The 24878-nt window shown below is 55.9% G+C and carries 23 protein-coding genes and 1 tRNA gene; 10 read left to right on the top strand and 14 right to left on the bottom strand.

The window, feature by feature from the left end:
• Positions 1–13: 13 nt before the first annotated feature.
• The 3 genes from wecA to trxA all read right to left on the bottom strand — a co-directional run bounded on the left by wecA (position 14) and on the right by trxA (position 3278).
• Positions 14–1117: a UDP-N-acetylglucosamine--undecaprenyl-phosphate N-acetylglucosaminephosphotransferase gene (gene wecA, locus L2I46_RS20715; RefSeq protein WP_004886849.1), complete on the bottom strand. Its 1104-nt coding sequence runs from the start codon at positions 1115–1117 to the stop codon at positions 14–16.
• A 240-nt stretch (positions 1118–1357) separates the two neighbouring features.
• Complete coding sequence (rho, locus tag L2I46_RS20710; RefSeq protein WP_002883293.1) at positions 1358–2617, bottom strand: transcription termination factor Rho; 1260 nt, start codon at positions 2615–2617, stop codon at positions 1358–1360.
• Between the two features lie 331 nt (positions 2618–2948).
• Positions 2949–3278 (bottom strand): thioredoxin TrxA, encoded by a 330-nt coding sequence (trxA, locus tag L2I46_RS20705; RefSeq protein ID WP_002883224.1) that lies wholly within the window; start codon positions 3276–3278, stop codon positions 2949–2951.
• Positions 3279–3620: 342 nt separating this feature from the next.
• Between trxA and rhlB the strand changes: the two genes are divergently transcribed.
• From rhlB to L2I46_RS20680, 5 genes are all read left to right on the top strand, one after another.
• Entirely contained in the window at positions 3621–4886 is a 1266-nt protein-coding gene (gene rhlB / locus L2I46_RS20700; RefSeq protein ID WP_023291550.1) for an ATP-dependent RNA helicase RhlB, read from the top strand.
• Between the two features lie 117 nt (positions 4887–5003).
• Positions 5004–6512, top strand: coding sequence for a guanosine-5'-triphosphate,3'-diphosphate diphosphatase (gene gppA, locus L2I46_RS20695; protein WP_074423193.1), 1509 nt, complete (start codon positions 5004–5006; stop codon positions 6510–6512).
• A 19-nt stretch (positions 6513–6531) separates the two neighbouring features.
• Positions 6532–7458 carry a LysR family transcriptional regulator gene (locus tag L2I46_RS20690; protein ID WP_032454499.1) on the top strand — a complete coding sequence of 309 codons (927 nt, stop codon included), beginning with the start codon at positions 6532–6534 and terminating at the stop codon, positions 7456–7458.
• A gap of 130 nt (positions 7459–7588) precedes the next feature.
• Entirely contained in the window at positions 7589–8587 is a 999-nt protein-coding gene (locus tag L2I46_RS20685) for an amidohydrolase family protein (RefSeq protein ID WP_032454498.1), read from the top strand.
• 62 nt (positions 8588–8649) lie between these two features.
• Entirely contained in the window at positions 8650–9372 is a 723-nt protein-coding gene (locus L2I46_RS20680; protein ID WP_032454497.1) for a DUF554 domain-containing protein, read from the top strand.
• 4 nt (positions 9373–9376) lie between these two features.
• Here L2I46_RS20680 and rep read toward each other — a convergent pair whose 3' ends face one another.
• Positions 9377–11398, bottom strand: coding sequence for a DNA helicase Rep (gene rep, locus L2I46_RS20675; protein WP_236948194.1), 2022 nt, complete (start codon positions 11396–11398; stop codon positions 9377–9379).
• A 112-nt stretch (positions 11399–11510) separates the two neighbouring features.
• Between rep and ppiC (L2I46_RS20670) the strand changes: the two genes are divergently transcribed.
• Together ppiC (L2I46_RS20670) and ppiC (L2I46_RS20665) are read left to right on the top strand one after the other, a co-directional pair.
• Entirely contained in the window at positions 11511–11792 is a 282-nt protein-coding gene (gene ppiC, locus L2I46_RS20670) for a peptidylprolyl isomerase PpiC (protein WP_032454495.1), read from the top strand.
• Between the two features lie 50 nt (positions 11793–11842).
• Complete coding sequence (ppiC, locus tag L2I46_RS20665) at positions 11843–12124, top strand: peptidylprolyl isomerase PpiC (protein WP_004886861.1); 282 nt, start codon at positions 11843–11845, stop codon at positions 12122–12124.
• A 203-nt stretch (positions 12125–12327) separates the two neighbouring features.
• On the opposite strand, the gene ilvC is transcribed toward ppiC (L2I46_RS20665), so the two are convergent.
• The gene (gene ilvC, locus L2I46_RS20660) at positions 12328–13803 is read right to left on the bottom strand and encodes a ketol-acid reductoisomerase (protein ID WP_023291546.1); all 1476 of its coding nucleotides are present in this window, start codon (positions 13801–13803) and stop codon (positions 12328–12330) included.
• Positions 13804–13955: 152 nt separating this feature from the next.
• Here ilvC and ilvY point away from each other — a divergent pair, with 152 nt between their 5' ends.
• Positions 13956–14846: an HTH-type transcriptional activator IlvY gene (gene ilvY, locus L2I46_RS20655; RefSeq protein WP_012543253.1), complete on the top strand. Its 891-nt coding sequence runs from the start codon at positions 13956–13958 to the stop codon at positions 14844–14846.
• On the opposite strand, the gene ilvA is transcribed toward ilvY, so the two are convergent.
• From ilvA to ilvL, 7 genes are all read right to left on the bottom strand, one after another.
• Positions 14843–16387, bottom strand: coding sequence for a threonine ammonia-lyase, biosynthetic (gene ilvA, locus L2I46_RS20650; protein ID WP_065805928.1), 1545 nt, complete (start codon positions 16385–16387; stop codon positions 14843–14845). The two genes, ilvY and ilvA, sit on opposite strands and share 4 nt — an antisense overlap.
• A gap of 2 nt (positions 16388–16389) precedes the next feature.
• Positions 16390–18240 carry a dihydroxy-acid dehydratase gene (gene ilvD, locus L2I46_RS20645; RefSeq protein ID WP_023291545.1) on the bottom strand — a complete coding sequence of 617 codons (1851 nt, stop codon included), beginning with the start codon at positions 18238–18240 and terminating at the stop codon, positions 16390–16392.
• Between the two features lie 60 nt (positions 18241–18300).
• The gene (ilvE, locus tag L2I46_RS20640) at positions 18301–19230 is read right to left on the bottom strand and encodes a branched-chain-amino-acid transaminase (protein WP_002883171.1); all 930 of its coding nucleotides are present in this window, start codon (positions 19228–19230) and stop codon (positions 18301–18303) included.
• A gap of 16 nt (positions 19231–19246) precedes the next feature.
• Positions 19247–19504: an acetolactate synthase 2 small subunit gene (gene ilvM / locus L2I46_RS20635; RefSeq protein ID WP_004886870.1), complete on the bottom strand. Its 258-nt coding sequence runs from the start codon at positions 19502–19504 to the stop codon at positions 19247–19249.
• On the bottom strand, positions 19501–21147 hold the full coding sequence (gene ilvG, locus L2I46_RS20630; RefSeq protein WP_023291544.1) for an acetolactate synthase 2 catalytic subunit: 1647 nt from the start codon (positions 21145–21147) through the stop codon (positions 19501–19503). The genes ilvM and ilvG overlap by 4 nt, the downstream gene beginning before the upstream one ends.
• Positions 21148–21149: 2 nt before the next feature.
• Entirely contained in the window at positions 21150–21200 is a 51-nt protein-coding gene (ilvX, locus tag L2I46_RS29810) for a peptide IlvX (RefSeq protein WP_175426296.1), read from the bottom strand.
• 87 nt (positions 21201–21287) lie between these two features.
• Positions 21288–21386, bottom strand: coding sequence for an ilv operon leader peptide (gene ilvL, locus L2I46_RS20625; RefSeq protein WP_001311244.1), 99 nt, complete (start codon positions 21384–21386; stop codon positions 21288–21290).
• 354 nt (positions 21387–21740) lie between these two features.
• Here ilvL and L2I46_RS20620 point away from each other — a divergent pair, with 354 nt between their 5' ends.
• Entirely contained in the window at positions 21741–23261 is a 1521-nt protein-coding gene (locus tag L2I46_RS20620) for a YifB family Mg chelatase-like AAA ATPase (RefSeq protein ID WP_236948193.1), read from the top strand.
• Positions 23262–23286: 25 nt separating this feature from the next.
• Here the strand turns inward: L2I46_RS20620 and L2I46_RS20615 are convergent, their stop codons facing one another.
• Positions 23287–23625, bottom strand: a complete 339-nt coding sequence (locus tag L2I46_RS20615; protein WP_004886877.1) for a DUF413 domain-containing protein — start codon at positions 23623–23625, stop codon at positions 23287–23289.
• Between the two features lie 118 nt (positions 23626–23743).
• On the opposite strand from L2I46_RS20615, the gene hdfR reads away from it, so the two are divergent.
• Entirely contained in the window at positions 23744–24565 is an 822-nt protein-coding gene (hdfR, locus tag L2I46_RS20610; protein WP_023291542.1) for an HTH-type transcriptional regulator HdfR, read from the top strand.
• A 109-nt stretch (positions 24566–24674) separates the two neighbouring features.
• Here the strand turns inward: hdfR and L2I46_RS20605 are convergent.
• Positions 24675–24750: transfer RNA gene (locus tag L2I46_RS20605), tRNA-Trp, on the bottom strand.
• Positions 24751–24878 lie beyond the last annotated feature (128 nt).

The raw sequence follows: 24878 nt of genomic DNA, 5'->3' as shown, positions 1-24878 counted from the left end.
CACATCCCCAGCTTTACTTGGTTAGTTTCGGATTATTGCCGCTGTGTCGCCGAATTCTGCGTCTGATGCGCTTAACCAGACGCGCCACTTTCCAGGCGCGCTTAATACAGTAGCCATAAAGGAAGAAGGCCACCAAAAAGAGAATTAACATCACCCATTCCGGCACAATGCGGGTATATTCCGCCGCGACGCCAACCAGCGCCAGCAGGGCAGCGGCCAGGGTGATCAGGACGAACGCCTGGCGGGAAGTAAACCCGGCGCGCATGATCAAATGATGAATATGCTGCCGGTCCGGTGAGAAAGGACTCATGCCTTTGCGCAGGCGGCGATACATAATCGCCACCATATCCATCAACGGGATAGCGATAATCCACAGCGCGGTGACCGGGCTGATGGGATGCGTTTTACCTTGTGTGGTTTCCAGCAGGATCCAGATGATGGTGAAGCCAATCATGGTGCTGCCGGCGTCACCCATAAAAACTTTATAGCGGCGGCCGAGGGCGCCAAGATTAAGAAGAATATAGGGCAGAATGGCGGCGATCATCGCAAAACACCACATCGCCAGGCTGTACTGACCGTCAAACCAGAGGATGATCCCGGTCGCCGCAAAGGAGACGGATGACAGGCCGCCGAGCAGGCCGTCAATCCCATCGACCATATTAAACGCGTTGATGGCGGCCCAGACGGCAAACAGAGTGAGGAAGAAGCCGAAAGGCCCCAGCACCAGCTCCCACGAGCCAAAAATAAAGCCCAGACTACTCAGATGCAGATTCCCTGCCATCATCATAATCACGGCGATCGCGGCCTGAATGACCGCGCGAATTTTCACGCTGATGTCGAAGCGATCGTCCAGCGCGCCAACCAGCACCAATACCCCCGCACAGGCCAGATACAGCGAGGCGTGAGGAATATAATAATCGGCGATGGCGAAGGTGAAACAGATGCCTGCATAAACTGAGATACCACCGACCAACGGAATCAACCCCTGATGCCGTTTGCGATAGTTTGGTTTATCCACTAACCCAATCTTTTTTGCCACTTTCCGCGCGACAAAAATAAAGAGGGTCGTGAATAAGAAAATACTGATTAATTCAGTAATAGCAGTGAGTAAATTCACAACGCATGTGCTCTCAGCATAGTTAATCCGGGAAGTATAGCGATGATGCCCCAACTCCAGAAGGGGAAAAGCAGAACATTACAAATTTATTGTATAGATTTTAGTCTGTTAAAGCTGTCTCCGCCTGCTGTCCGGCGCCATTATACGACAACTTTCGTCCCGCTTTCTCTGTCTCTGGATCATACAAATCCCAAAATGAAAACGCCACGCAAAGGCGTGGCGTTTTTGGCTTTTTTTACCTTACGAGCGCTTCATCATATCGAAGAAGTCATCATTCGTCTTAGTCATTGCCAGTTTATTAATGAGGAACTCCATCGCGTCGATCTCACCCATCGGATGGATAATTTTGCGCAGGATCCACATTTTCTGCAGCTCTTCCTGAGTGGTGAGCAGCTCTTCTTTACGCGTACCGGAACGGTTGTAATCGATAGCCGGGAAGACGCGTTTTTCGGCAATCTTACGAGAGAGGTGCAGCTCCATGTTACCGGTGCCTTTAAACTCTTCGTAGATAACTTCATCCATTTTGGAGCCGGTGTCGATCAGCGCCGTGGCGATGATGGTCAGGCTGCCGCCCTCTTCGACGTTACGCGCCGCACCGAAGAAACGCTTCGGACGGTGCAGGGCGTTGGCGTCCACACCACCGGTCAGCACTTTACCGGAAGCCGGGACCACGGTGTTGTAGGCGCGCGCCAGACGGGTAATGGAGTCAAGCAGGATGATAACGTCTTTCTTGTGTTCAACCAGACGTTTCGCTTTCTCGATAACCATCTCAGCAACCTGAACGTGACGAGATGCCGGTTCGTCGAAGGTGGAAGCAACCACTTCACCTTTCACCAGACGCTGCATCTCGGTCACTTCTTCCGGACGTTCGTCGATCAGCAGCACCATCAGCACGCAGTCCGGATGGTTGTAAGCGATGCTCTGCGCGATGTTCTGCAGCAGCATGGTTTTACCGGCTTTCGGCGGCGCGACGATCAGACCACGCTGGCCGCGGCCAATCGGGGAAGCCAGATCCAGTACGCGAGCGGTTAAGTCTTCGGTAGAACCGTTACCACGCTCCATACGCAGACGAGAATTCGCGTGCAGCGGCGTTAAGTTCTCGAACAGGATCTTGTTACGGGCGTTTTCCGGCTTGTCGTAGTTAACTTCGTTAACTTTCAGCAGCGCAAAGTAACGCTCACCCTCTTTCGGAGGACGAATCTTACCGGAAATGGTGTCACCAGTGCGGAGGTTGAAACGGCGGATTTGGCTGGGGGATACGTAGATGTCGTCAGGGCCGGCGAGGTAGGAGCTGTCTGCGGAGCGGAGGAATCCAAATCCATCCTGCAGTATCTCCAGTACGCCGTCGCCAAAGATATCTTCGCCACTCTTCGAATGCTGCTTGAGGATGGCAAAAATAATATCCTGCTTACGCATACGAGCCAGGTTTTCCAGCCCCATATTTTCGCCGAGAGTAATCAGCTCAGAAACCGGCGTATTCTTTAATTCGGTAAGATTCATAGTGGTGTGGGTTCTTAAACTCGGGGTAAATCTCGAACTTAATGTTGTGAATGGTATGGCAGGAACTTCCATGCCTGTTAACGGCCTTCATCTCGTGTCTGTACGTCGCCTGGTCACAGGAAAGAACGCAGAACTGAAACGACTAGACGGAATGAGTGAAAAGCCCGGAATTAATAGCTTCACGCGCATTTTTTGCGGGATGCTTCGGGTAAAACAAGATTCAAACAAGGTATGTTTAAAACGAAGTCTGTGGATTAACTTAGCACGACTCCAGCCGGGCGTCCAGAGTTCCGCAAAAAATAGGAATCTGGACGCCGGAACAGCAATTCGCTTACGCCAGGTTGGCGTCGAGGAACTCTTTCAGCTGACCCTTGGACAGTGCGCCGACTTTGGTGGCCGCCACTTCGCCGTTTTTGAACAGCAGCAGGGTTGGGATGCCGCGAATGCCGTACTTCGGCGCGGTGCCCGGGTTCTGGTCGATGTTCAGCTTAGCTACGGTCAGTTTGCCCTGATACTCTTCAGCGATCTCATCCAGAATCGGGGCGATCATTTTGCACGGACCACACCACTCTGCCCAGAAATCGACGAGGGTCAGCCCGTCAGCCTTGAGTACGTCCGTGTCAAAACTGTCGTCAGTCAGGTGAATAATTTTATCGCTCATATTTAACTCCACAGGAATAAGCCTGGTGTGTTGGTGTCGTAGCCATCAACGACGCGCTGCGGCTACGTTATGCACGCTATTCTTCAGGATACCTCAATTCTCTGGTCTGCCAACTGGCGCGATCCCTCATGGACCCACCCTTTGACGCCAGGGTCACCTGAACGCGCACTGCATATTGCAGATTTATCGCTCCCGGCTCGCTTAGTGGTCTAAGCTATCCTGGATTCGTTCAGTTACCGTAGACGTACCTTGAATAATTTCGTACACCGCCAACGAAAGGTTGACGTTATTTCACCGGATACGCTTTCTTAATGCAATAGTTAGCTGATATTCTACCACACTATGAGCAAAACACATTTAACAGAACAGAAGTTTTCCGACTTCGCCCTGCACCCGGCAGTCATTGAAGCCCTTGAAAAGAAAGGGTTTCATAATTGCACACCTATTCAGGCCCTCGCCCTTCCGCTGACGCTGGAAGGCCGCGATGTCGCCGGGCAGGCGCAAACCGGTACCGGTAAAACGATGGCGTTCCTGACGTCGACGTTTCATTATCTTCTCTCTCACCCGGCTATCGCCGATCGCCAGGTTAACCAGCCGCGCGCGCTGATTATGGCGCCGACGCGTGAACTGGCGGTACAGATCCACGCGGACGCTGAACCGCTGGCGCAGGCCACCGGTCTGAAGCTGGGTCTGGCTTACGGCGGCGACGGCTACGATAAGCAGCTGAAAGTGCTGGAAAGCGGCGTCGATATTCTGATCGGTACCACCGGTCGTCTGATCGATTACGCGAAGCAAAACCACATTAACCTCGGCGCCATTCAGGTCGTCGTGCTGGACGAAGCCGATCGCATGTACGATCTCGGCTTTATTAAAGATATCCGCTGGCTGTTCCGCCGCATGCCGCCGGCCACTCAGCGTCTGAACATGCTGTTCTCCGCGACGCTTTCTTATCGCGTACGCGAACTGGCGTTCGAACAAATGAACAACGCCGAGTACGTTGAAGTCGAGCCGGAACAGAAAACGGGCCACCGTATTAAAGAAGAGCTCTTCTACCCGTCCAACGAAGAAAAAATGCGCCTGCTGCAGACGCTGCTGGAAGAAGAGTGGCCCGATCGCGCCATCGTCTTCGCCAATACCAAGCATCGTTGTGAAGATATCTGGGGCCATCTCGCCGCCGACGGCCATCGCGTAGGTCTGCTGACCGGCGACGTGGCGCAGAAAAAACGTCTGCGGATTCTCGAAGAATTTACCCGCGGCGACCTTGATATTCTGGTCGCGACTGACGTTGCCGCTCGTGGCTTGCACATTCCGGCCGTGACCCACGTCTTTAACTACGATCTGCCGGACGACTGCGAAGATTACGTTCACCGCATTGGCCGTACCGGTCGCGCTGGCGCCAGCGGTCACTCCATCAGCCTCGCCTGCGAAGAGTATGCGCTGAACCTGCCGGCTATCGAAACCTATATTGGTCACTCAATTCCGGTCAGCAAGTACAACCCGGACGCGCTGATGACCGACCTGCCTAAGCCGCTGCGACTGACCCGTGCGCGTCCAGGCAACGGCCCGCGCCGCAGCGGTCCACCGCGCAATCGTCGTCGTTCAGGTTAAGAACTCTATGCTATACGCTCAATCATTCAGAATCTGCCAGGGCGCGTTTCCCCGGCAACCCGCTCAGTTACACGGATTGGGCACAAGCGCCCCGTCGACGAGGGAGCCTTCTGAACGATGAAGAGCATGAGCTCCACCTCGCTGTATGCCGCCATTGATTTGGGCTCCAACAGTTTCCATATGTTGGTGGTGCGCGAGGTGGCTGGCAGTATCCAGACGCTGAGCCGCATTAAGCGCAAAGTTCGTCTGGCCGCCGGCCTGAATAGCGACAACACGCTCTCCGCAGAAGCGATGGAGCGCGGCTGGCAGTGCTTACGCCTGTTTGCCGAACGCCTGCAGGATATTCCGCCGGCGCAAATCCGCGTCGTGGCCACCGCCACGCTGCGTCTTGCCGTCAATGCCGGCGAATTTCTGGCGAAAGCGCAGGAGATCCTCGGCAGTCCGGTACAGGTCATTAGCGGTGAAGAAGAAGCGCGCCTGATTTATCAGGGTGTCGCCCACACCACCGGCGGCGCCGATCAGCGTCTGGTGGTCGATATCGGCGGCGCCAGCACCGAACTGGTGACCGGCACCGGCGCGCAAACGACCTCGCTATTTAGCCTGTCGATGGGCTGTGTGACCTGGCTTGAACGCTATTTCGCCGACCGCAGCCTGACGAAAGAGAATTTCGATCTTGCCGAGGCGGCCGCGCGTGAGGTGCTACTGCCCATCGCCGATGTGCTGCGCTATCACGGATGGAAAGTGTGCGTTGGCGCCTCCGGCACCGTTCAGGCTCTGCAGGAAATTATGATGGCGCAGGGGATGGATGAGCGGATCACCCTGACCAAACTCCAGCAGCTTAAACAGCGCGCCATCCAGTGCGGACGCCTGGAAGAGCTGGAGATCGAAGGCTTAACCCTTGAGCGAGCGCTGGTGTTTCCGAGCGGGCTGGCGATCCTTATCGCTATCTTCAGCGAACTGAATATTCAGTGTATGACCCTCGCGGGCGGCGCATTACGGGAAGGGCTGGTGTATGGCATGCTGCATCTCTCCGTTGAACAGGACATCCGCAGCCGCACTCTGCGTAATATTCAGCGTCGTTTTATGATCGACACCGAACAGGCCCAGCGCGTCGCTGGTCTTGCCAGCCACCTGCTCAGCCAGCTGGACGGCTGCTGGGAACTGGATCCGCTGAGCCGCGATTTGCTCCTCAGCGCCTGTGCGTTGCATGAGATTGGCCTGAGCGTGGATTTTAAGCGCGCGCCGCAGCACGCGGCCTATCTGGTCAATAATCTCGACCTGCCCGGCTTTACCCCAGCGCAGAAGAAGCTGATTGCGACGCTGCTGCTTAACCAGACTAACGCCATCGACCTCTCATCGCTTCATCAGCAGAACGCCGTCCCGCCACGGGTTGCCGAACATCTTTGTCGCCTGCTGCGACTGGCGATCCTCTTTGCCAGCCGGCGGCGTGACGATTTGCTGCCCGCCATTCAGCTGACCGCTCAAGACGAACAACTAACGCTGACATTGCCGGGAAACTGGCTGGATGAACATCCGCTGGGTCGGGAGATGGTCGATCAGGAGTGTCAGTGGCAAAGCTACGTCCACTGGATACTTCGGGTCGCCAGCGGCGATACGGTGAAATAATATCCAGCCAGGAGGGCGGATGCGGGAAGAACTGGATTTCAAATCGCTACGCTTTTTCTCTGCACTCTACCGTTTGGGCAATGTTTCCCCAGCAGCGGACGCGCTCGATATCAGCCAGCCCACCGGCAGCCTTTTGCTGAAAAAACTACGGGATCATTTTGCTGACCCGCTGTTTGTCCGGGTCGGGCAGCGGATGATCCCGACGCCGCGAGCGGACGCGATCGCCCCCACCATCTCGACTCTTCTCCAGCTTGCCGATAACGATTTAGCGGTCAAACCTGAATTTCTTCCCCAGCAGAGCCAGCGTAATTTTACGATCGGTATGACCGATATCAGCCAAATGACGCTGCTGCCTTTATTGCAAATTGCGCTCCAGCAGCAGGCGGCGGACGGGATCACCTTTACGGTGCAGAATCTGGATGAGCAGACCCTCAACGCCCTAGAATCCGGGAAATGCGATCTCGCAATCGGCTATCTGACGCAGCTTCCGGAAAGCGTCTACCAGCAACATCTCTTCGATCAATCATATGTCTGCCTGGCGGCGGAAAACCATCCTCGCATTCGTGCACAGCTTCGCGCCGAAGACTGGCGCCAGGAAAAGCATCTGGCGATCCGCGTGGAGGGGACTGCCCATGGCGATATGGATAAGCTGCTTGATGAGCACCACATGTCCAGGCGCATTGCGCTGACGTTACCAAGCTTTTTAGGTACCGGTGAGCTGGTGGCCGAAAGCGATATGATTGCCGTCGTCCCGGAACAGGTGGCGCGGCATATCACCCGGCGCTATCCCTGCCGCAGCTGGCCGCTGCCTTTTCCCCTCGCCAAAATCGCCATCCGTCAGGTCTGGCATCAGCGGCTGCACCGCGATCCCGGACATATCTGGCTACGCTCGCTGATCGCTACGCTTGCCGATCCCGCACAGCAGAGTACTTCTATTAAAATCTAAGTAACAAAATACGCCCGTGTATTGGTTTTATTAATAACCCCTATTGCGTTTGGTATATTGCTGGTAATACGTGAAAGCTTTTATTCTCCTCGCATCAAGCCACACTGACTCATATCGCAAGGAAAATATCATGCGCGGAAAAATTGCTTTAGAAGAACACGTATCCACTCCTGAAAATAACCGTCTGTGGGATTCATCTGGTGAAGCAGGTCGTAACGGCACAGAATATATGAAAGATGTCGAACGCCGCCTGCTGGATCGCAGCATTCAGCTGGAAGAAATGGCGCAGCGTCATATTGATCATGTAATTCTTTCTCTGACTTCACCTGGCGCCCAGTCTATTTTAGATAAAGCCAAAGCCGTCTCTTTTGCCCGCGATACCAACGATTTTATCGTTGAGAATTATGTGAAGCCAAATCCGGACAAATTCAGCGCCTTCGCGACCCTGGCATTGCAGAACCCGGAAGCCGCGGCGGAAGAGCTGGAGCGCGCCGTGAAAAAGTTAGGCATGAAAGGTGCGCTGATCAACGGCTACACCAACGTTAAAGATAGCGAGCATGGCCTCTATCTTGATGACGAATCCATGCTGGTATTCTGGGATAAGGTCAACGAGCTGAACGTGCCTGTCTATCTGCATCCTCGTGAACCGCTGGAAGGCCCGGCGCGCGGCATCTATACCGGTTACGAAAGCCTGATCGGCTCTGCCTGGGGCTTCGCTCAGGAAACGGCAGTGCATGCTATTCGTCTGATGATGAGCGGTCTGTTCGATCGTTATCCTAACCTCAATCTGGTACTGGGTCACCTCGGCGAAGGGCTGGTACATATGCTGCCGCGCACTCAACATCGTCTCTATCGTCAGCGTTTCGGCTGCGGTCTGGGTAAAGCGGAAAAACCGTTAATGCACTACCTGCAGAATAACTTCATCGTTACCACCAGCGGCCATTTCAATACCCATTCACTGAATAATGCTATTGAAGTCATGGGCGCCGAACGCGTGATGTTCTCTGTCGATTATCCGTATGAAGATATTCATCAGGCCTGCGACTGGTTTGATCCTTTAGAACTTGAAGCAGGCCTGAAAGATAAAATCGCCTGGGGTAATGCCAGCCGCGTATTTAACATTAAATAATTAATTTAAATATTTCAGGGCCTGTATATTCAGGCCCTGATTTTTATTAGGGATAATAAATTATGGCTATAGGTATATTTGTCTGTAGCGGCTCGCTTCTCGTCGGTGCGTTGGCGGGTGCTTCACTGAATCGTTTTATTCCGGACCATTTCAAAAAAACCTTACCGTTGATCGCCGGACTGATCTCAATCAGTATGGGCATATTCTTTGTCAATAAATTGCATAACCTGCCGCCGATTGCCCTGGCTATTATTGTCGGCACGATTATCGGCGGCCTGTTGAATATTGAAAAATGGATTGAACGAGCCGGAACAACGCTGCGCAGCCCCATTGAACGTATCTTTCCGGCGCAGTCCAGCGCTAGCGTCGGTGCGGAAGATTTTATGAATCAGTTTATCGCCGTGCTGATCCTGTTCTGTGCCAGCGGTACCGGCATCTTCGGCGCCTTAACCGAAGGGATGACCGGCGACCCGACCATTCTGCTGACCAAGTCGATCCTCGACTTTTTTACTGCCGCGATTTTCGCCTCCACGCTGGGGTATATCATCACCGTGATCTTTATTCCCCAGCTGATTGTTTTCGTTATCCTGTTTTTCGCGGCAACCTTTATCATGGCGTTAATCAATCCGTCGATGATCGCCGACTTCACCGCCTGCGGCGGCATCATTATGCTGGCGACCGGTTTCCGTCTGTGCGGGATCCGTGCCTTCCCTACCGCCAATATGCTGCCCTCGCTGATACTGGTGATGCCCTTCTCCGCCGCCTGGCAGCAGTTTATCGCCTAAGACGCTAAGCTTTTTTCGCCTTTGCCAGCATCGCCCGAATATTAGCGACGTTGGCCTGGCCTTTTTGCATCCGCTCTTCAGGCGTAATGCTTTTGCGCGCCTGCTCCCAAATCAGATCGTCCTGGGGTAGCTCGAGCAGGAAACGGCTCGGTTCCGGGCGCACCACCTCACCATACTGCCGGCGCTCCTTACAGAGCGTAAAGGTCAGCTCTTTCTGCGCACGGGTGATGCCCACGTAGGCTAACCGGCGCTCTTCATCGACGTTATCTTCATCAATGCTGCTCTGGTGCGGGAGCAATCCCTCCTCCATGCCCACCAGGTAAACATACGGGAACTCCAGCCCTTTTGAGGCATGGAGGGTCATCAGCTGCACCTGATCCAGCTCTTCATCCGATTCGCCGCGCTCCATCATGTCGCGCAGCGTAAAGCGGGTGACCACCTGCGTCAGGGTCATCGGCTCATCGATTTCGCTGCCTTCCAGCATCTCGGTCATCCAGGTGAACAGCTGGTTGACGTTTTTCATGCGCATTTCCGCGGCTTTCGGGCTGGGCGAGGTTTCATACAACCAGGATTCGTAGTCAATCCCGCGGATCAAGTCGCGCACGGCGTTGACCGGCTCGCGTTCGGCCAGTTGCTGGATCTCGCGCAGCCAGTGGGTGAAGCGGGTGAGTGATTCATAGCCGCGCCCGGTCAGCATCTGGCTAAGACCCATATCAAAGCTGGCGGTGAACAATCCTTTGTTGCGGCCCATCGCCCACTCACCGAGCTTTTGCAGCGTCGCCGGGCCGATCTCGCGCTTCGGCGTGTTGACGATACGCAGGAAGGCGCTGTCGTCGTCCGGGTTGGTCAGCACGCGCAGATAGGCCAGCAGATCTTTAATTTCCGGGCGCGAGAAGAACGACGTGCCGCCGGAGATTTTGTACGGGATGCGGTTCTGCATCAGCATCTTTTCAAAGACCCGCGACTGGTGATTGCCGCGATAAAGGATCGCATAGTCTTTGTAATTGGTTTTATTAATAAAGTGGTGGGCGATCAGTTCCCCGGCCACGCGCTCCGCTTCATGATCTTCATTATTGGCGGAGAGCACTTTCAGCTCAGCGCCGTATCCCAGTTCGGAGAACAGACGCTTTTCAAAAACGTGCGGGTTGTTGGCGATCAGAATGTTAGCGGCTTTCAGAATACGCCCGGAGGAGCGATAGTTCTGCTCAAGCTTGATAACCTGCAGCGCCGGGAAGTCCTGGCTGAGCAGCACCAGGTTCTGTGGCCGCGCGCCGCGCCACGAGTAGATCGACTGGTCATCGTCGCCTACCACGGTAAAACGCGCCCGCTGGCCCACCAGCAGCTTCACCAGCTCATACTGGCTGGTGTTGGTATCCTGATACTCATCCACCAGCAGGTAGCGGATCTTATTCTGCCAGCGTTCGCGCACCTCCTCGTTGCGCTGCAGCAGCAGCGTCGGCAGCAGGATCAGATCGTCAAAATCGAGGACATTGCAGGCCTTCATATGCGCATCGTACAGTCCATAGCAGTGGACGAAGATGCGGTCCCGTTCGCCTTTCGCACCCGCGGCGGCCTGGGCCGGGGTTTTCAGATCGTTTTTCCAGTTGGAGATCGTCGAGATCAACTGCTGGAGCACCACTTTGTCATCTTCGATCAACCCTTCGGTCAGCTCTTTGAGCAACGCCACCTGGTCGGTATCGTCGAATAAGGAGAAGTTAGACTTCATGCCCAGCGCGGCGTATTCCCGCTTGATGATATCCAGCCCCAGGGTGTGGAAGGTGGAAATCATCAGCCCGCGCGCCTCTTTGCGCCCCAGCGTTTGCCCAACGCGCTCTTTCATCTCGCGCGCGGCTTTGTTGGTAAAGGTCACGGCCGCGATTTGGCGCGCCTGATAGCCGCAGCCGCGGATCAGGTGGGCGATTTTATTGGTGATCACGCGGGTCTTACCGGAGCCGGCGCCCGCCAGCACCAGGCACGGTCCGGTTACAAATTCGACGGCTTGTTGTTGGCCAGGGTTTAAACGCATGGGAGTCTTGCTCAATCTTCGAACGGGGTGGGGATTGTAGCAGAAAGCGGAGCCGAGATTTACCGACTGATGGTAAAGTGAAGAAATCGCGATTAACCCATAGAGCAGAACCATGAAAAAGACCGCAGCAGCCCTGCATATCCTGGTCAAAGAAGAAAAACTGGCCCAGGAGATCCTCGCCAAACTGGAGCGGGGCGTCAGCTTCGATCATCTGGCGAAGCGCTATTCCCAATGTCCCTCGGGGCGCAACGGCGGCGACCTGGGCGAGTTTCAACAAGGCGCGATGGTCGGCCCATTCGATCAGGCGGTCTTTAGCTGCCCGCTTCTCAAGCCCTACGGTCCGGTAAAAACCAAGTTTGGCTACCATATCATTAAGGTGCTTTATCGCCGCTGACGCGTGGTATATTGCGCCCCGATTTATCTCAACCTATTCAAGGCACGATCATGGCAAAAACAGCAGCAGCACTGCATATTCTTGTTAAAGAAGAGAAACTGGCTCTGGATCTTCTGGAGCAGATTAAAAACGGCGCCGACTTCGGTAAGCTGGCAAAGAAACACTCTATTTGCCCATCAGGCAAACGCGGCGGTGATTTAGGTGAATTCCGCCAGGGCCAGATGGTCCCGGCGTTCGATAAAGTGGTCTTCTCCTGCCCGGTGCTGGAGCCAACCGGACCGCTGCATACCCAGTTCGGCTACCACATCATCAAAGTCCTGTACCGGAAATAATAAAAAAACCCGGGGATCTTAATCTCCGGGTTTTTGCCTGATGGCGCTTCGCTTATCAGGCCTACTAAACAAATTCATTCCTCTATGGATTTTGGCTTGCCGGAAGGCGACAAGGAAGTACACCCCCAGGAACATAGATATCTATGTGACTGGGGTGTACGTACCGTAGCCAACGCATCGGCAAGTCGAAAGACGGCGAGGGATTAGCCGGCAACCGCAATACGCTTCATATCGGTCATATAGCCACGCAGTTTGTGACCCACTTTCTCGATCTGGTGGCTGCGGATGGCTTCGTTGACATCACGCAGCTGGGCGTTGTCTACCGCGCCTTCGGCAATCGCCGTACCCAGGTCGCCAGTCTGCAGGGTGGTCATGAACTCTTTCAGCAGCGGTACGCAAGCGTAAGAGAACAGGTAGTTACCATATTCTGCGGTATCGGAGATAACCACGTTCATCTCGTACAGACGCTTACGGGCGATGGTGTTGGCGATCAGCGGCAGCTCGTGCAGTGATTCGTAGTAAGCGGACTCTTCGATGATGCCGGAATCGACCATGGTTTCGAACGCCAGCTCAACGCCTGCTTTCACCATCGCAATCATCAGAACGCCTTTATCGAAGTACTCCTGCTCGCCGATTTTACCTTCATACTGCGGCGCGGTTTCGAACGCGGTTTTACCCGTCTCTTCACGCCAGGTCAGCAGTTTCTTATCGTCGTTCGCCCAGTCCGCCATCATACCGGAGGAGAATTCGCCGGAAATGATGTCGTCCATGTGTTTCTGGAACAGCGGCGCCATAATCTCTTTCAGCTGCTCGGAGAGCGCATAAGCGCGCAGTTTCGCCGGGTTAGAGAGGCGATCCATCATCAGGGTGATGCCGCCCTGCTTCAGCGCTTCGGTGATGGTTTCCCAGCCGAACTGAATCAGTTTTTCTGCATACGCCGGGTCGGTACCTTCCGCCACCAGCTTGTCGAAGCACAGCAGAGAACCCGCCTGCAGCATGCCGCAGAGGATGGTCTGCTCGCCCATCAGGTCAGATTTCACTTCTGCCACGAAGGAAGACTCCAGGACGCCCGCACGGTGGCCGCCGGTCGCCGCTGCCCATGCTTTCGCAATGGCCATGCCTTCGCCTTTCGGGTCATTTTCCGGGTGTACCGCGATAAGCGTCGGTACGCCGAAACCGCGTTTGTACTCTTCACGCACTTCGGTACCCGGGCACTTCGGCGCCACCATCACCACGGTGATGTCTTTACGGATCTGCTCGCCCACTTCCACGATGTTGAAGCCGTGGGAGTAGCCCAGCGCCGCGCCGTCTTTCATCAGCGGCTGTACGGAGCGCACAACGTCAGAGTGCTGTTTGTCCGGGGTCAGGTTAACCACCAGGTCCGCCTGTGGGATCAGCTCTTCATAAGTGCCGACTTTAAAACCGTTTTCGGTCGCTTTACGCCAGGAGGCGCGCTTCTCGGCGATCGCTTCTTTGCGCAGCGCATAGGAGATATCCAGGCCGGAGTCACGCATGTTCAGACCCTGGTTCAGACCCTGCGCGCCGCAGCCGACGATGACCACTTTTTTACCCTGAAGGTAGCTTGCGCCATCGGCGAATTCGTCGCGCGCCATAAAGCGGCATTTGCCCAGCTGTGCCAGCTGCTGGCGCAGGTTCAGTGTATTAAAGTAGTTAGCCATGTCTGTAACTCCGTGATGTTGTGTCGTGCTTATTGTTCGGTTCGCTTTTGCGAGAATGAACTTACTATATGACAGGAATTTTATTGCGGAAATTGATATATTCACAACGTCACGTTGCATTTTATGAAATACAAAACCGGGGAGTACGCGCCGTGGATTTACGCGATCTGAAAACCTTTCTGCATCTGGCGGAAAGCCGCCATTTTGGCCGCAGCGCGCGGGCCATGCACGTCAGCCCGTCGACGCTTTCGCGCCAGATCCAGCGCCTGGAAGAGGACCTCGGCCAGCCGCTGTTCGTGCGAGATAATCGCACGGTGACCCTGACCGAAGCCGGGGAAGAGTTACGCACCTTTGCCCAGCAGACTTTACTGCAGTATCAGCAGCTTCGCCACGCCATCGATCAGCAGGGCCCTTCGCTCTCCGGCGAGCTGCACATCTTCTGCTCTGTCACCGCCGCCTATAGCCATCTGCCGCCGATCCTCGACCGCTTTCGCGCCGCGCATCCCTCGGTAGAGATCAAGCTGTCGACCGGCGACGCCGCCGACGCCATGGAGAAGGTGGTCACCGGCGAAGCCGACCTGGCGATTGCCGGTAAGCCGGAGACCCTGCCAGGGTCGGTGGCGTTTTCGATGCTGGAGAACCTCGCCGTGGTGTTAATTGCCCCGGCCCTTCCCTGCCCGGTGCGCAACCAGGTGACCGTCGAGCGTCCGGACTGGTCGACAGTGCCGTTTATCATGGCTGATCAGGGGCCGGTACGTCGGCGCATCGAGCTGTGGTTTCGACGGCATAAAATCAGCAATCCGTCGATCTACGCCACCGTCGGGGGCCACGAAGCGATGGTGTCGATGGTCGCCCTGGGATGCGGCGTGGCGCTGCTGCCGGAGGTGGTGCTGGAGAACAGTCCGGAGCCGGTACGCAACAGGGTGATGATTCTGGAGCGCAGCGATGAGCAAACCCCATTCGAGCTCGGCGTTTGCGCACAAAAAAAGCGGCTGCATGAGCCGCTTATTGATGCTTTCTGGAAAATCCTGCCGAACCACTAGCCCGCGAGGAAAAAGCGGAATGCCGGGTTATGGGTCTCATCGTGACACTCATAGCCCAGCTCATTGAGACGAGTTTCAAAGTCCGGCTCGTGCTCCCCCAGCTCGAAGGCCGCCAAAACCCGACCATAGTCGGTGCCGTGGCTACGGTAGTGGAACAGCGAAATATTCCAGTGGGTGCCAAGGGTGTGCAGGAACTTCAGCAGCGCCCCCGGGGACTCTGGAAATTCGAAGCTGAACAGCCGCTCCTGCAGCGCTTTGGACGGTCGGCCGCCAACCATATAGCGCACATGGAGCTTGGCCATTTCGTCATCGGAAAGGTCAACGACGCTGTAGCCGCCATCGTTCAGTAACTGGAGGATCTCTTTCCGCTCCTCCAGCCCACGACTCAGACGCACCCCCACAAAGATGCAGGCGTCTTTGGCATCGGCAAAGCGGTAGTTGAACTCGGTCACCGAACGCCCCCCCAGCAGCTGGCAAAACTTCAGAAAGCTGCCTTTCTCTTCCGGGATCGTCACCGCCAGCAGCGCTTCGCGCTGTTCCCCGAGCTCGCAGCGTTCAGACACGTAGCGCAGACCGTGGAAGTTGACGTTGGCCCCGGACAGAATGTGAGCCAGTCGCTCGCCGCGAATATTGTGCTGGGCGACATATTTCTTCATCCCCGCCAGCGCCAGGGCGCCGGAAGGCTCTGCCACCGCCCGCACATCTTCGAACAAATCCTTCATCGCCGCGCAAATAGCGTCGCTGTCTACGGTGATGATGTCGTCCAGATACTCCTGGCACAGACGGAAGGTTTCATCGCCGATGCGTTTGACCGCCACGCCTTCGGCAAACAAGCCGACGCGCGGCAGATCCACCGGATGACCGGCATCCAGCGCCGCCTTCAGGCAGGCCGAATCTTCCGCTTCCACCGCTATCACTTTAATCTGCGGCATCAGTTGCTTGATCAACACCGCCACGCCTGCCGCCAGGCCGCCGCCGCCCACCGGGACGAACACGCGGTCGATGTGGGCATCCTGCTGCAGCAGCTCCAGCGCCAGGGTTCCCTGACCGGCGATGACCATCGGGTGATCGAACGGCGGTACCCAGGTAAAGCCCTGCTGCTGCGCCAGCTCAATCGCTCTCGTCTTCGCTTCGTCAAAATTGGCGCCATGCAGCAGTACTTCGCCGCCAAAGCCGCGAACGGCATCCACTTTGATGTCGGCGGTCGCTACCGGCATCACGATCAGCGCCTTAACGCCCAGCCGCGATGCGGAGAACGCCACGCCCTGGGCATGATTGCCCGCCGAGGCGGTGATCACCCCGTGGGATTTCTGTTCCGCGGTCAGGCTGGACATCATCGCGTAGGCGCCGCGCAGCTTAAAGCTGTGTACCGGTTGGCGATCTTCGCGCTTCACCAGAATAACGTTATCCAGGCGAGAAGAGAGTTTGTCCATTTTTTGCAGCGGCGTTTTCTGCACCGCTTCATAAACCGGCGCGCGCAGCACTGCTCTCAGGTATTCGGCGCCCTCGGGGGCGCCGGAGAGGGGTTGTGAATCCGCCATGATTAGCCACCCAGTTTCGATTTATCGCGAACCGCGCCTTTGTCAGCGCTGGTCGCCAGGCTGGCGTAGGCGCGAAGGGCAAAGGAGACCTGACGCTGGCGATGCTTCGGCGTCCACGCCTGGTCGCCACGCGCTTCCTGGGCTTCACGACGCGCCGCAATTTCCGCATCGCTCAGCTGCAGCTGGATGCTGCGGTTCGGAATATCAATCGCGATCATGTCGCCATCTTCAATGAGCGCAATGTTGCCGCCGCTCGCCGCTTCCGGTGAGACGTGACCGATAGAGAGCCCTGAGGTGCCGCCGGAGAAACGGCCATCGGTGATCAGCGCGCAGGCTTTGCCCAGCCCCATCGACTTCAGGAAGCTGGTGGGGTAAAGCATCTCCTGCATCCCCGGCCCGCCTTTCGGCCCTTCGTAGCGGATCACCACGACGTCGCCTTCAACAACTTTACCGCCGAGGATGGCCTCTACCGCATCGTCCTGGCTCTCATATACTTTCGCCGGACCGGTAAATTTCAGGATACTGTCGTCCACGCCGGCGGTTTTCACGATACAACCGTTTTCCGCGAAATTGCCGTACAGCACCGCCAGGCCGCCGTCCTTGCTGTAAGCGTGTTCCAGAGAACGGATACAGCCTTCGGCGCGATCGTCATCCAGCGTATCCCAGCGGCAGTCTTGCGAGAACGCCTGGGTGGTACGGATGCCCGCCGGGCCGGCGCGGAACATCTTTTTCACCGCATCGTCCTGGGTGACCATCACATCGTACTGTTCCAGGGTCTGCGGCAGCGTCAGGCCGAGGACGTTTTTAACCTCGCGATTCAGCAGCCCGGCGCGGTCCAGCTCGCCCAGAATGCCCAGCACGCCGCCGGCGCGATGCACATCTTCCATATGGTATTTCTGCGTGCTCGGCGCCACCTTACACAGCTGCGGCACTTTGCGGGAGAGCTTATCGATATCGCTCATGGTGAAATCGATTTCAGCTTCCTGCGCCGCCGCCAGCAGGTGCAGAACGGTGTTGGTGGAACCGCCCATGGCGATATCCAGCGTCATGGCGTTCTCAAAGGCCGCCTTGCTGGCGATATTGCGCGGCAGCGCGGAAGCGTCATCCTGCTCGTAATAGCGTTTGGTCAGCTCAACGATACGTTTCCCGGCGTTAAGGAACAGCTCCTTACGATCGGCGTGGGTCGCCAGCAGAGAGCCGTTACCCGGCTGCGACAGGCCCAGCGCTTCGGTCAGGCAGTTCATGGAGTTGGCGGTAAACATCCCGGAACAGGAGCCGCAGGTCGGACAGGCGGAGCGTTCCACCTGATTACTCTGCTCGTCGGACACTTTCGGATCCGCCCCCTGGATCATCGCATCCACCAGGTCGAGCTTGATGATTTTATCTGACAGCTTGGTTTTCCCGGCTTCCATTGGGCCGCCGGACACAAAGATCACCGGAATGTTCAGGCGCAGGGAAGCCATCAACATCCCCGGGGTGATTTTGTCGCAGTTGGAGATACAGACCATCGCATCCGCACAGTGGGCGTTAACCATGTACTCCACCGAGTCGGCAATCAGCTCGCGGGATGGCAGTGAATAGAGCATACCCCCGTGGCCCATGGCGATCCCATCATCCACTGCGATGGTGTTGAATTCTTTGGCCACGCCACCGGCGGCTTCAATCTGCTCGGCAACCAGTTTGCCGAGATCGCGCAGGTGCACGTGCCCGGGAACAAACTGGGTAAAGGAGTTAACGACGGCGATAATCGGTTTGCCGAAATCGGCATCGGTCATCCCGGTTGCGCGCCACAACGCGCGGGCGCCCGCCATATTGCGGCCATGTGTGGTGGTGGCGGAACGGTACTTAGGCATGCTCTTTTTACTCCCATCTGTGTTTATTAAATGGGACGGTGCGTGCCGTCCCATTTTTAATTACTTACTTACCGGATCCAACCAGCCCCATTTGTCTTCTGTTTCACCGGTGAAGAGGCCAAAGAAGGCTTCCTGAATGCGTTTGGTGACCGGACCGCGACGGCCTGCGCCGACCTGGATGCCATCCACGCTGCGTACCGGGGTGATTTCCGCCGCGGTGCCGGACATGAAGACTTCATCCGCCAGGTACAGGGATTCACGGGACAATACCTGCTCGCGGACTTCAATACCGAGATCTTTCGCCAGCTTGATGATGGCGTCGCGGGTAATGCCCGGCAGCGCGGAAGAGGTAAACGGCGGGGTGAACAGCACGCCGTCCTTCACTTCAAACAGGTTTTCGCCTGCGCCTTCCGAGATATAGCCGTTAACATCGAGGGCGATACCCTCCTGGTAGCCATGGCGACGCGCTTCGCTGCCAACCAGCAGCGAGGAGAGATAGTTGCCGCCGGCTTTCGCCGCTGTCGGGATGGTGTTCGGCGCCGCGCGGTTCCAGGAAGAGACCATTGCATCGATCCCCTGCTCCAGCGCTTCTGCGCCGAGGTAGGCTCCCCACGGGAACGCCGCGATGATCACGTCAGTGTTGTAACCCGGAGGCGGGTTTACCCCCATGCCGACATCGCCAACAAACACCAGCGGGCGGATATAAGCGCTGGTCAGATTATTGGTGCGAATGACTTCGCGGCAGGCTTCCATTAGTTCGTCGACGCTCTGGGAGACCGGGAAACGATAAATTTTGGCTGAATCATGCAGACGCTGCATATGTTCGCGATGACGGAACACCACCGGGCCTTTGTGCGAGTCATAGCAACGGATGCCCTCGAATACCGAGGTGCCATAGTGCAGCGCATGGGACATCACATGAACTTTCGCTTCGCCCCACGGAACCATCTCGCCATTGAACCAGATGTAATCAGCTTTTTTCGTCGTCATTTTTCTTCCTTTGCGCTCAGGCGCGGATTTGTTGTGATGTGGGTTGCTGGATCTCGACGCAGGCAACGTCGACCAGTTTGCTTAATTGACTAAACAGTAATTCGACGGGCCGCGGGCTGGCAACGGTCAATTCGATATTTATGTTCTGTGCGTCCGCCGCGGTTTCCATGTTCATTGCGCAGATTTGGAAACCACGGTGGCGGACAACGCGCAGCACGCGCTCTAAGGTTTCCGGGTTGAAACGTGCCTGTAAAGCGACCTGATGTTGCATCATGATAATTTCTCCAGCATTTCAGAGTTACTGGCGCCGGGCGGCACCAACGGCCAGACATTCTCAAGTTCGTCGATTGAGACATGAAGCAGGTATGGCCCCTGGCTCGAAAGCATGGTGTCGAGTGCCGCTTCAACCTGGTCTTTACGGGTGATGTGTTGGCCAGGAATACCGAAGGCGCTGGCCAGCGTGAGGAAATCAGGGTTATCAGTCAGAGTGGTTTCGCTATAACGTTCCTGGAAAAACAGCTGCTGCCATTGTCGAACCATCCCTAACCGCTGGTTGTCGAGTAATACGATCTTCAGCGGTAACTGCTTGCGTTTAACGGTGCCCAGCTCCTGCACATTCATCATGAAGGAGCCGTCACCGGAGATACAGATCACTGTATCGTTAGGGCGCGCCACCTGGGCGCCAACGGCGGCAGGCAGGCCAAAGCCCATGGTGCCTAAACCGCTGGAGGTGATGAAGTTTTCCGGGCGGGTATAGGTCATATGCTGAGCCGACCACATCTGATGCTGGCCAACGTCGGTTGTCACCACGCTGTCCGCCGGCTTGCGGTCGGAAAGCTGTTTCAGCAACAGCGGCGCGTAGATTGCCTCACCGGGATGATCGTAACGCCAGGCGTGATCGGCACGCAGCGCGGCACTCCGCTCGCGCCAGCCATCGATAGCTAACGGCTGCTGCAGCGCCGGCAGCAAGCGGTTCAGGTCGCCGGTCAGACCGATGTGCGCCTGGCGCAGCTTGTTCAGCTCCGCCGGATCGATGTCCATATGGATCACTTTGGCATGCGGCGCGAAGGTGTTGAGCTTGCCGGTCACGCGATCGTCAAAGCGCGCGCCGACGGCAATCAGCAGATCGCACTCCTGTACCGCCAGGTTGGCCGCCTTGGTGCCGTGCATTCCCAGCATGCCGAGATAATACGGGTAATCGGCGTCCACCACGCCCAGCCCTTTCAGAGTGCAGGTCGCCGGCATCCGGGTTACGGCGAGGAATTCACGCAGCGCCGGTACCGCCTGCGCCATGCCGACCCCGCCGCCAACATACAGCATCGGTTGCTGCGATTGAGCCAGCATCTGCAGAGCCTGAGCCACTTCCGCCTGCGGAAATGCCATCTCATCGGCGACCGTAGAGAAATGGGGATCGAGATCGCCCTGCGCCATCTGAATATCCTTAGGGATATCAACCAGCACCGGGCCTGGACGGCCTGAGTTTGCCACCTGGAAAGCTTCAGCAATGACCCGCGGCAGCTCGTCCAGAGACTGCACGAGGAAACTGTGCTTAGTACAGGCCAGTGACAAACCGAGAACGTCTACTTCCTGAAACGCATCCGTGCCGATGAAGGGCGCGGCCACCTGGCCGGTGATGGCGACAATGGGGATGGAGTCAAGCAAAGCGTCCGCCAGGCCGGTGATCAGATTGGTCGCGCCCGGGCCGGAGGTCGCGATACACACTCCGGTTTTACCGGTTGCTCGCGCATAACCAATGGCCGCCATGGCTGCCCCTTGCTCATGCCGGCACAGCAGGTGCTCCACGCCGCCGTCATACAGTGCATCGTAAACCGGCATAATTGCGCCACCCGGATAGCCAAAAACGGTGTCGACCCCCTGTGTCCGCAAAGCATGTACCACCCACTGCGCGCCATTCATAGTTAGTTCCCCGTCATAAATCGGGAGAAACAGAATTTTATGCTAAAAGTCATCATCTGCTCCTCGCTTAGGTTATTTCAGTTATAAAAAAACCCCCGGACCTTTCGGTGCGGGGGTCTTAGTTCGTTAAGGCTTGATTATTAAGCCTTTCCTCGTCCAAGTGCAGCCCCGCACGGTGGGATAATAATCACCACCACGCTAATCACGACCAGGCTAATCACTCGTAGAAGGGCTGTCATTTTCTGTACTTTCTGGCTTCTTGTTCGAAGGAATACCTAAAGAGGTACCACAGACATCACATAAAACACAAGATTTTTTTATATCTCCGTTGCTGAGCAGCCTAACAGTTTCAGCAAAAATAATTGTTTTATATGAAAAAAATCAGAAATGAAAAAAATTCAGTTTTCTCTCGCCTGGCGCGCGCTTTTGCGCGTGCCTTTCCCACGCCACTCTCTTTTGCGAGCGAAATTCCATTTTCGGCTAAATGTAACGATATAGCGCGAAAAGTATGGATTTATGGTTCTAAATTCTCACTATTACCGCTCCCGTTTTACCACAGGTCAGCCATAATCCTGCCTGGTCCAGGAGGTTTTATGTCGCTCGCCATCGTCTATACTCGCGCGGCGCTTGGTATCGAAGCGCCATTGATTACTGTCGAGGTTCATCTCAGCAACGGTCTGCCCGGCCTGACTATGGTCGGACTGCCGGAGACTACCGTGAAAGAGGCCCGTGACCGGGTCCGTAGCGCCCTGATCAACAGCGGCTACGCTTTCCCTGCGAAGAAAATAACCATTAACCTGGCGCCAGCGGATCTACCTAAAGAGGGCGGACGATACGATCTGCCTATCGCTCTCGCGCTTCTCGTCGCCTCAGAGCAGCTCAATACGACGCGACTGAATCACTATGAGTTTGTGGGCGAACTCGCCCTCACAGGTGGGTTACGCGGCGTTCCAGGGGCGATCCCCAGCGCAATGGAGGCCATCAAAGCCGGCCGGCGTATCGTCGTCTCCGCTGATAATGCGGCTGAGGTCGGCCTGATCGGCGGCAGCGATTGCCTTGTCGCCGACCATCTGCAGGAGGTGTGCGCTTTTCTCGCGGGGCAGACATCGCTTTCACCGCCTCTTGCCGAGGCACCTATTGTTGATGAACGCGGCGAAGATTTGCGCGATGTTATCGGCCAGCAGCAGGGAAAACGAGCGCTGGAGATTGTGGCCGCCGGGGGTCACAACCTGCTCCTGATAGGCCCGCCCGGCACCGGGAAAACCATGCTTGCCAGCCGGCTACCCGGTCTCCTGCCGCCATTAAGCAATCAGGAAGCACTGGAGAGCACCGCCATTCAGAGCCTGGTCAATCTGCATACCGCGAAGACCCGGTGGCGTCAGAGGCCGTTTCGCGCGCCTCACCATAGCGCCTCGCTGGCAGCGATGGTGGGCGGCGGCTCAATACCGGTCCCCGGTGAGATTTCCCTGGCCCATAATGGCGTGCTGTTTCTTGATGAACTGCCTGAGTTTGAGCGGCGTGTACTGGATGCGCTGCGCGAACCCATTGAGTCAGGCAAGATCCACATATCACGCTCGCGCGCCAAAATTGACTATCCGGCGCGCTTTCAGCTTATCGCGGCGATGAACCCAAGCCCGACAGGGCATTATCAGGGCAAACATAATCGTACATCGCCTGAGCAGACATTACGTTATCTGGGACGTCTGTCAGGCCCCTTCCTTGACCGCTTCGATCTCTCCTTAGAGATCCCGCTGCCGCCGCCAGGGATACTGAGCCAGGGCACGCAGGGCGAAGAGTCTAGCGCAACGGTCCGGCAGCGGGTGCTGGCGGCGCGCGAACGGCAAATGCTCAGGCAAAATAAGCTCAATGCTCATCTTGAGAATCGTGAAATGAAGAGCTGCTGCCACTTACGGCAGGAGGACGCTGTCTGGCTGGAACAGACGCTAACGCAGTTGGGGCTCTCTATTCGAGCCTGGCAGCGTCTGTTAAAGGTGGCGAGAACCATTGCCGATCTGGCAGAGGCTGAAGAGATTGAACGCCGTCATTTGCAGGAGGCGCTCAGCTATCGGGCGATAGACCGGATGCTAAACCATCTGCAGAAAATGATGGCGTAAAAAAAAGGGCTTACGCCCTTTTTTCTTAGTCATCGCTTTCGGTGTAATCGTCAGCGCCTTCCATCTGCGGTTTGCCGCCGGAAAGGGTATGGAAACGCTTCGGCCGCTTGATGCGCGCCATATACTTAATCCATACGCGTTCTGCTTCCGTTACCGGCTCACGCTCACCACGGCACACCGAGACAAACTGTTTTTCATCATCGGTAACAGGTTCGCGTTTACCCAGTTCCAGTTCGTTAAAGGCATAACCATGACGTTCCAGCAGTTGCGCCTCTTTGATGGTGAAATCACCGTGACGGGAGAACCCGCGTGGATAATTTTTATTGTCGAAAAAACGATTAGTCGTCGTAAAGCTTTCCGCCATCCTACACGCTCCTGATTCTTTGGCCGAGCTATTTATGGCGCGGAGTATTAGTTACGCTTGACAGAGCGTCAAACAAAACATTTAAATCATCACGACAAATAATTTTGTGGAGAACGGTGTGGATACGGAATTGCTCAAGACTTTCCTGGAAGTGAGCAGAACTCGTCACTTTGGGCGAGCAGCAGAGGCGCTTTACCTGACGCAATCAGCGGTCAGCTTTCGTATTCGTCAGCTGGAAAATCAACTTGGTGTGAACCTGTTCACCCGACATCGTAATAACATTCGCCTGACGACGGCCGGAGAAAAGCTCCTGCCTTACGCCGAAACGTTAATGAATACCTGGCAGGCTGCGCGCAAGGAGGTCGCACACTCTTCGCGACATAATGAATTCTCCATCGGAGCCAGCGCCTCGCTGTGGGAATGCATGCTTAACGGCTGGCTCGGCACCCTCTACAGCGCACCTTACAATCTCCAGTTTGAAGCGCGTATCGCACAGCGGCAGTCGCTGGTTAAACAGCTTCATGAACGCCAGTTGGATCTGCTGATCACCACCGAATCGCCGAAGATGGATGAATTAAGCAGCCAGCTGTTGGGTAATTTTACCCTTGCCTTGTATTGCGCATCGCCTGCAAAAAACAGAAATGAATTGAATTACTTGCGCCTTGAATGGGGGCCTGATTTTCAGCAAAACGAAGTGGGTCTGATAGGAAGCGATGATGTTCCGCTGCTCACTACCTCTTCAGCTGAATTGATCTACCAGCAATTATCACGCCTGAACGGCTGCTGTTGGCTACCTGTTCGCTGGGCGAAAGAGAAACATGGGTTACATACGGTCATGGACAGCGCTACGCTTTCCCGCCCACTCTATGCGATCTGGTTACAAAATAGCGATAAGCAGGCGCAGATCCACGAGATCCTGAAAAGTCCTATCCTGGAATAAGCGGTACTCTCCATGGACGGAGAGAAGCAAGGTATTTTGAACAGGGATATTGCAGATGGAGAGCAGAGATAAAAAAAAATCCTTTGCCTGAGCAAAGGATTCTTATAAATGGCAGGGGCGGAGAGACTCGAACTCCCAACACCCGGTTTTGGAGACCGGTGCTCTACCAATTGAACTACGCCCCTAAAGCTTTCTTACCACTAAGCCTGCTATCTGAGCAGGCTTAATGTTAAATAAGTGGCGGAACGGACGGGACTCGAACCCGCGACCCCCTGCGTGACAGGCAGGTATTCTAACCGACTGAACTACCGCT

Origin of the sequence: Klebsiella sp. 2019SCSN059 (genome assembly GCF_021739525.1) — a bacterium.
Taxonomy (GTDB): Bacteria; Pseudomonadota; Gammaproteobacteria; order Enterobacterales; family Enterobacteriaceae; genus Klebsiella; species Klebsiella quasipneumoniae.
Note: the sequence above shows the minus strand (reverse complement) of the source record. Positions and strands in the feature narration are given on the sequence as shown.

Coding starts and splice junctions, on each gene's coding strand:
- L2I46_RS20690 (WP_032454499.1), top strand. CDS start 6,532: ATGCGGGAAGAACTGGATTTCAAATCGCTACGCTTTTTCTCTGCACTC.
- ilvD (WP_023291545.1), bottom strand. CDS start 18,240: ATGCCTAAGTACCGTTCCGCCACCACCACACATGGCCGCAATATGGCG.
- rho (WP_002883293.1), bottom strand. CDS start 2,617: ATGAATCTTACCGAATTAAAGAATACGCCGGTTTCTGAGCTGATTACT.
- ppiC (WP_004886861.1), top strand. CDS start 11,843: ATGGCAAAAACAGCAGCAGCACTGCATATTCTTGTTAAAGAAGAGAAA.
- trxA (WP_002883224.1), bottom strand. CDS start 3,278: ATGAGCGATAAAATTATTCACCTGACTGACGACAGTTTTGACACGGAC.
- ilvE (WP_002883171.1), bottom strand. CDS start 19,230: ATGACGACGAAAAAAGCTGATTACATCTGGTTCAATGGCGAGATGGTT.
- ilvL (WP_001311244.1), bottom strand. CDS start 21,386: ATGACAGCCCTTCTACGAGTGATTAGCCTGGTCGTGATTAGCGTGGTG.
- ilvC (WP_023291546.1), bottom strand. CDS start 13,803: ATGGCTAACTACTTTAATACACTGAACCTGCGCCAGCAGCTGGCACAG.
- gppA (WP_074423193.1), top strand. CDS start 5,004: ATGAAGAGCATGAGCTCCACCTCGCTGTATGCCGCCATTGATTTGGGC.
- ppiC (WP_032454495.1), top strand. CDS start 11,511: ATGAAAAAGACCGCAGCAGCCCTGCATATCCTGGTCAAAGAAGAAAAA.
- rhlB (WP_023291550.1), top strand. CDS start 3,621: ATGAGCAAAACACATTTAACAGAACAGAAGTTTTCCGACTTCGCCCTG.
- L2I46_RS20680 (WP_032454497.1), top strand. CDS start 8,650: ATGGCTATAGGTATATTTGTCTGTAGCGGCTCGCTTCTCGTCGGTGCG.
- rep (WP_236948194.1), bottom strand. CDS start 11,398: ATGCGTTTAAACCCTGGCCAACAACAAGCCGTCGAATTTGTAACCGGA.
- L2I46_RS20620 (WP_236948193.1), top strand. CDS start 21,741: ATGTCGCTCGCCATCGTCTATACTCGCGCGGCGCTTGGTATCGAAGCG.
- ilvG (WP_023291544.1), bottom strand. CDS start 21,147: ATGAATGGCGCGCAGTGGGTGGTACATGCTTTGCGGACACAGGGGGTC.
- L2I46_RS20685 (WP_032454498.1), top strand. CDS start 7,589: ATGCGCGGAAAAATTGCTTTAGAAGAACACGTATCCACTCCTGAAAAT.
- ilvM (WP_004886870.1), bottom strand. CDS start 19,504: ATGATGCAACATCAGGTCGCTTTACAGGCACGTTTCAACCCGGAAACC.
- ilvA (WP_065805928.1), bottom strand. CDS start 16,387: ATGGCGGATTCACAACCCCTCTCCGGCGCCCCCGAGGGCGCCGAATAC.
- L2I46_RS20615 (WP_004886877.1), bottom strand. CDS start 23,625: ATGGCGGAAAGCTTTACGACGACTAATCGTTTTTTCGACAATAAAAAT.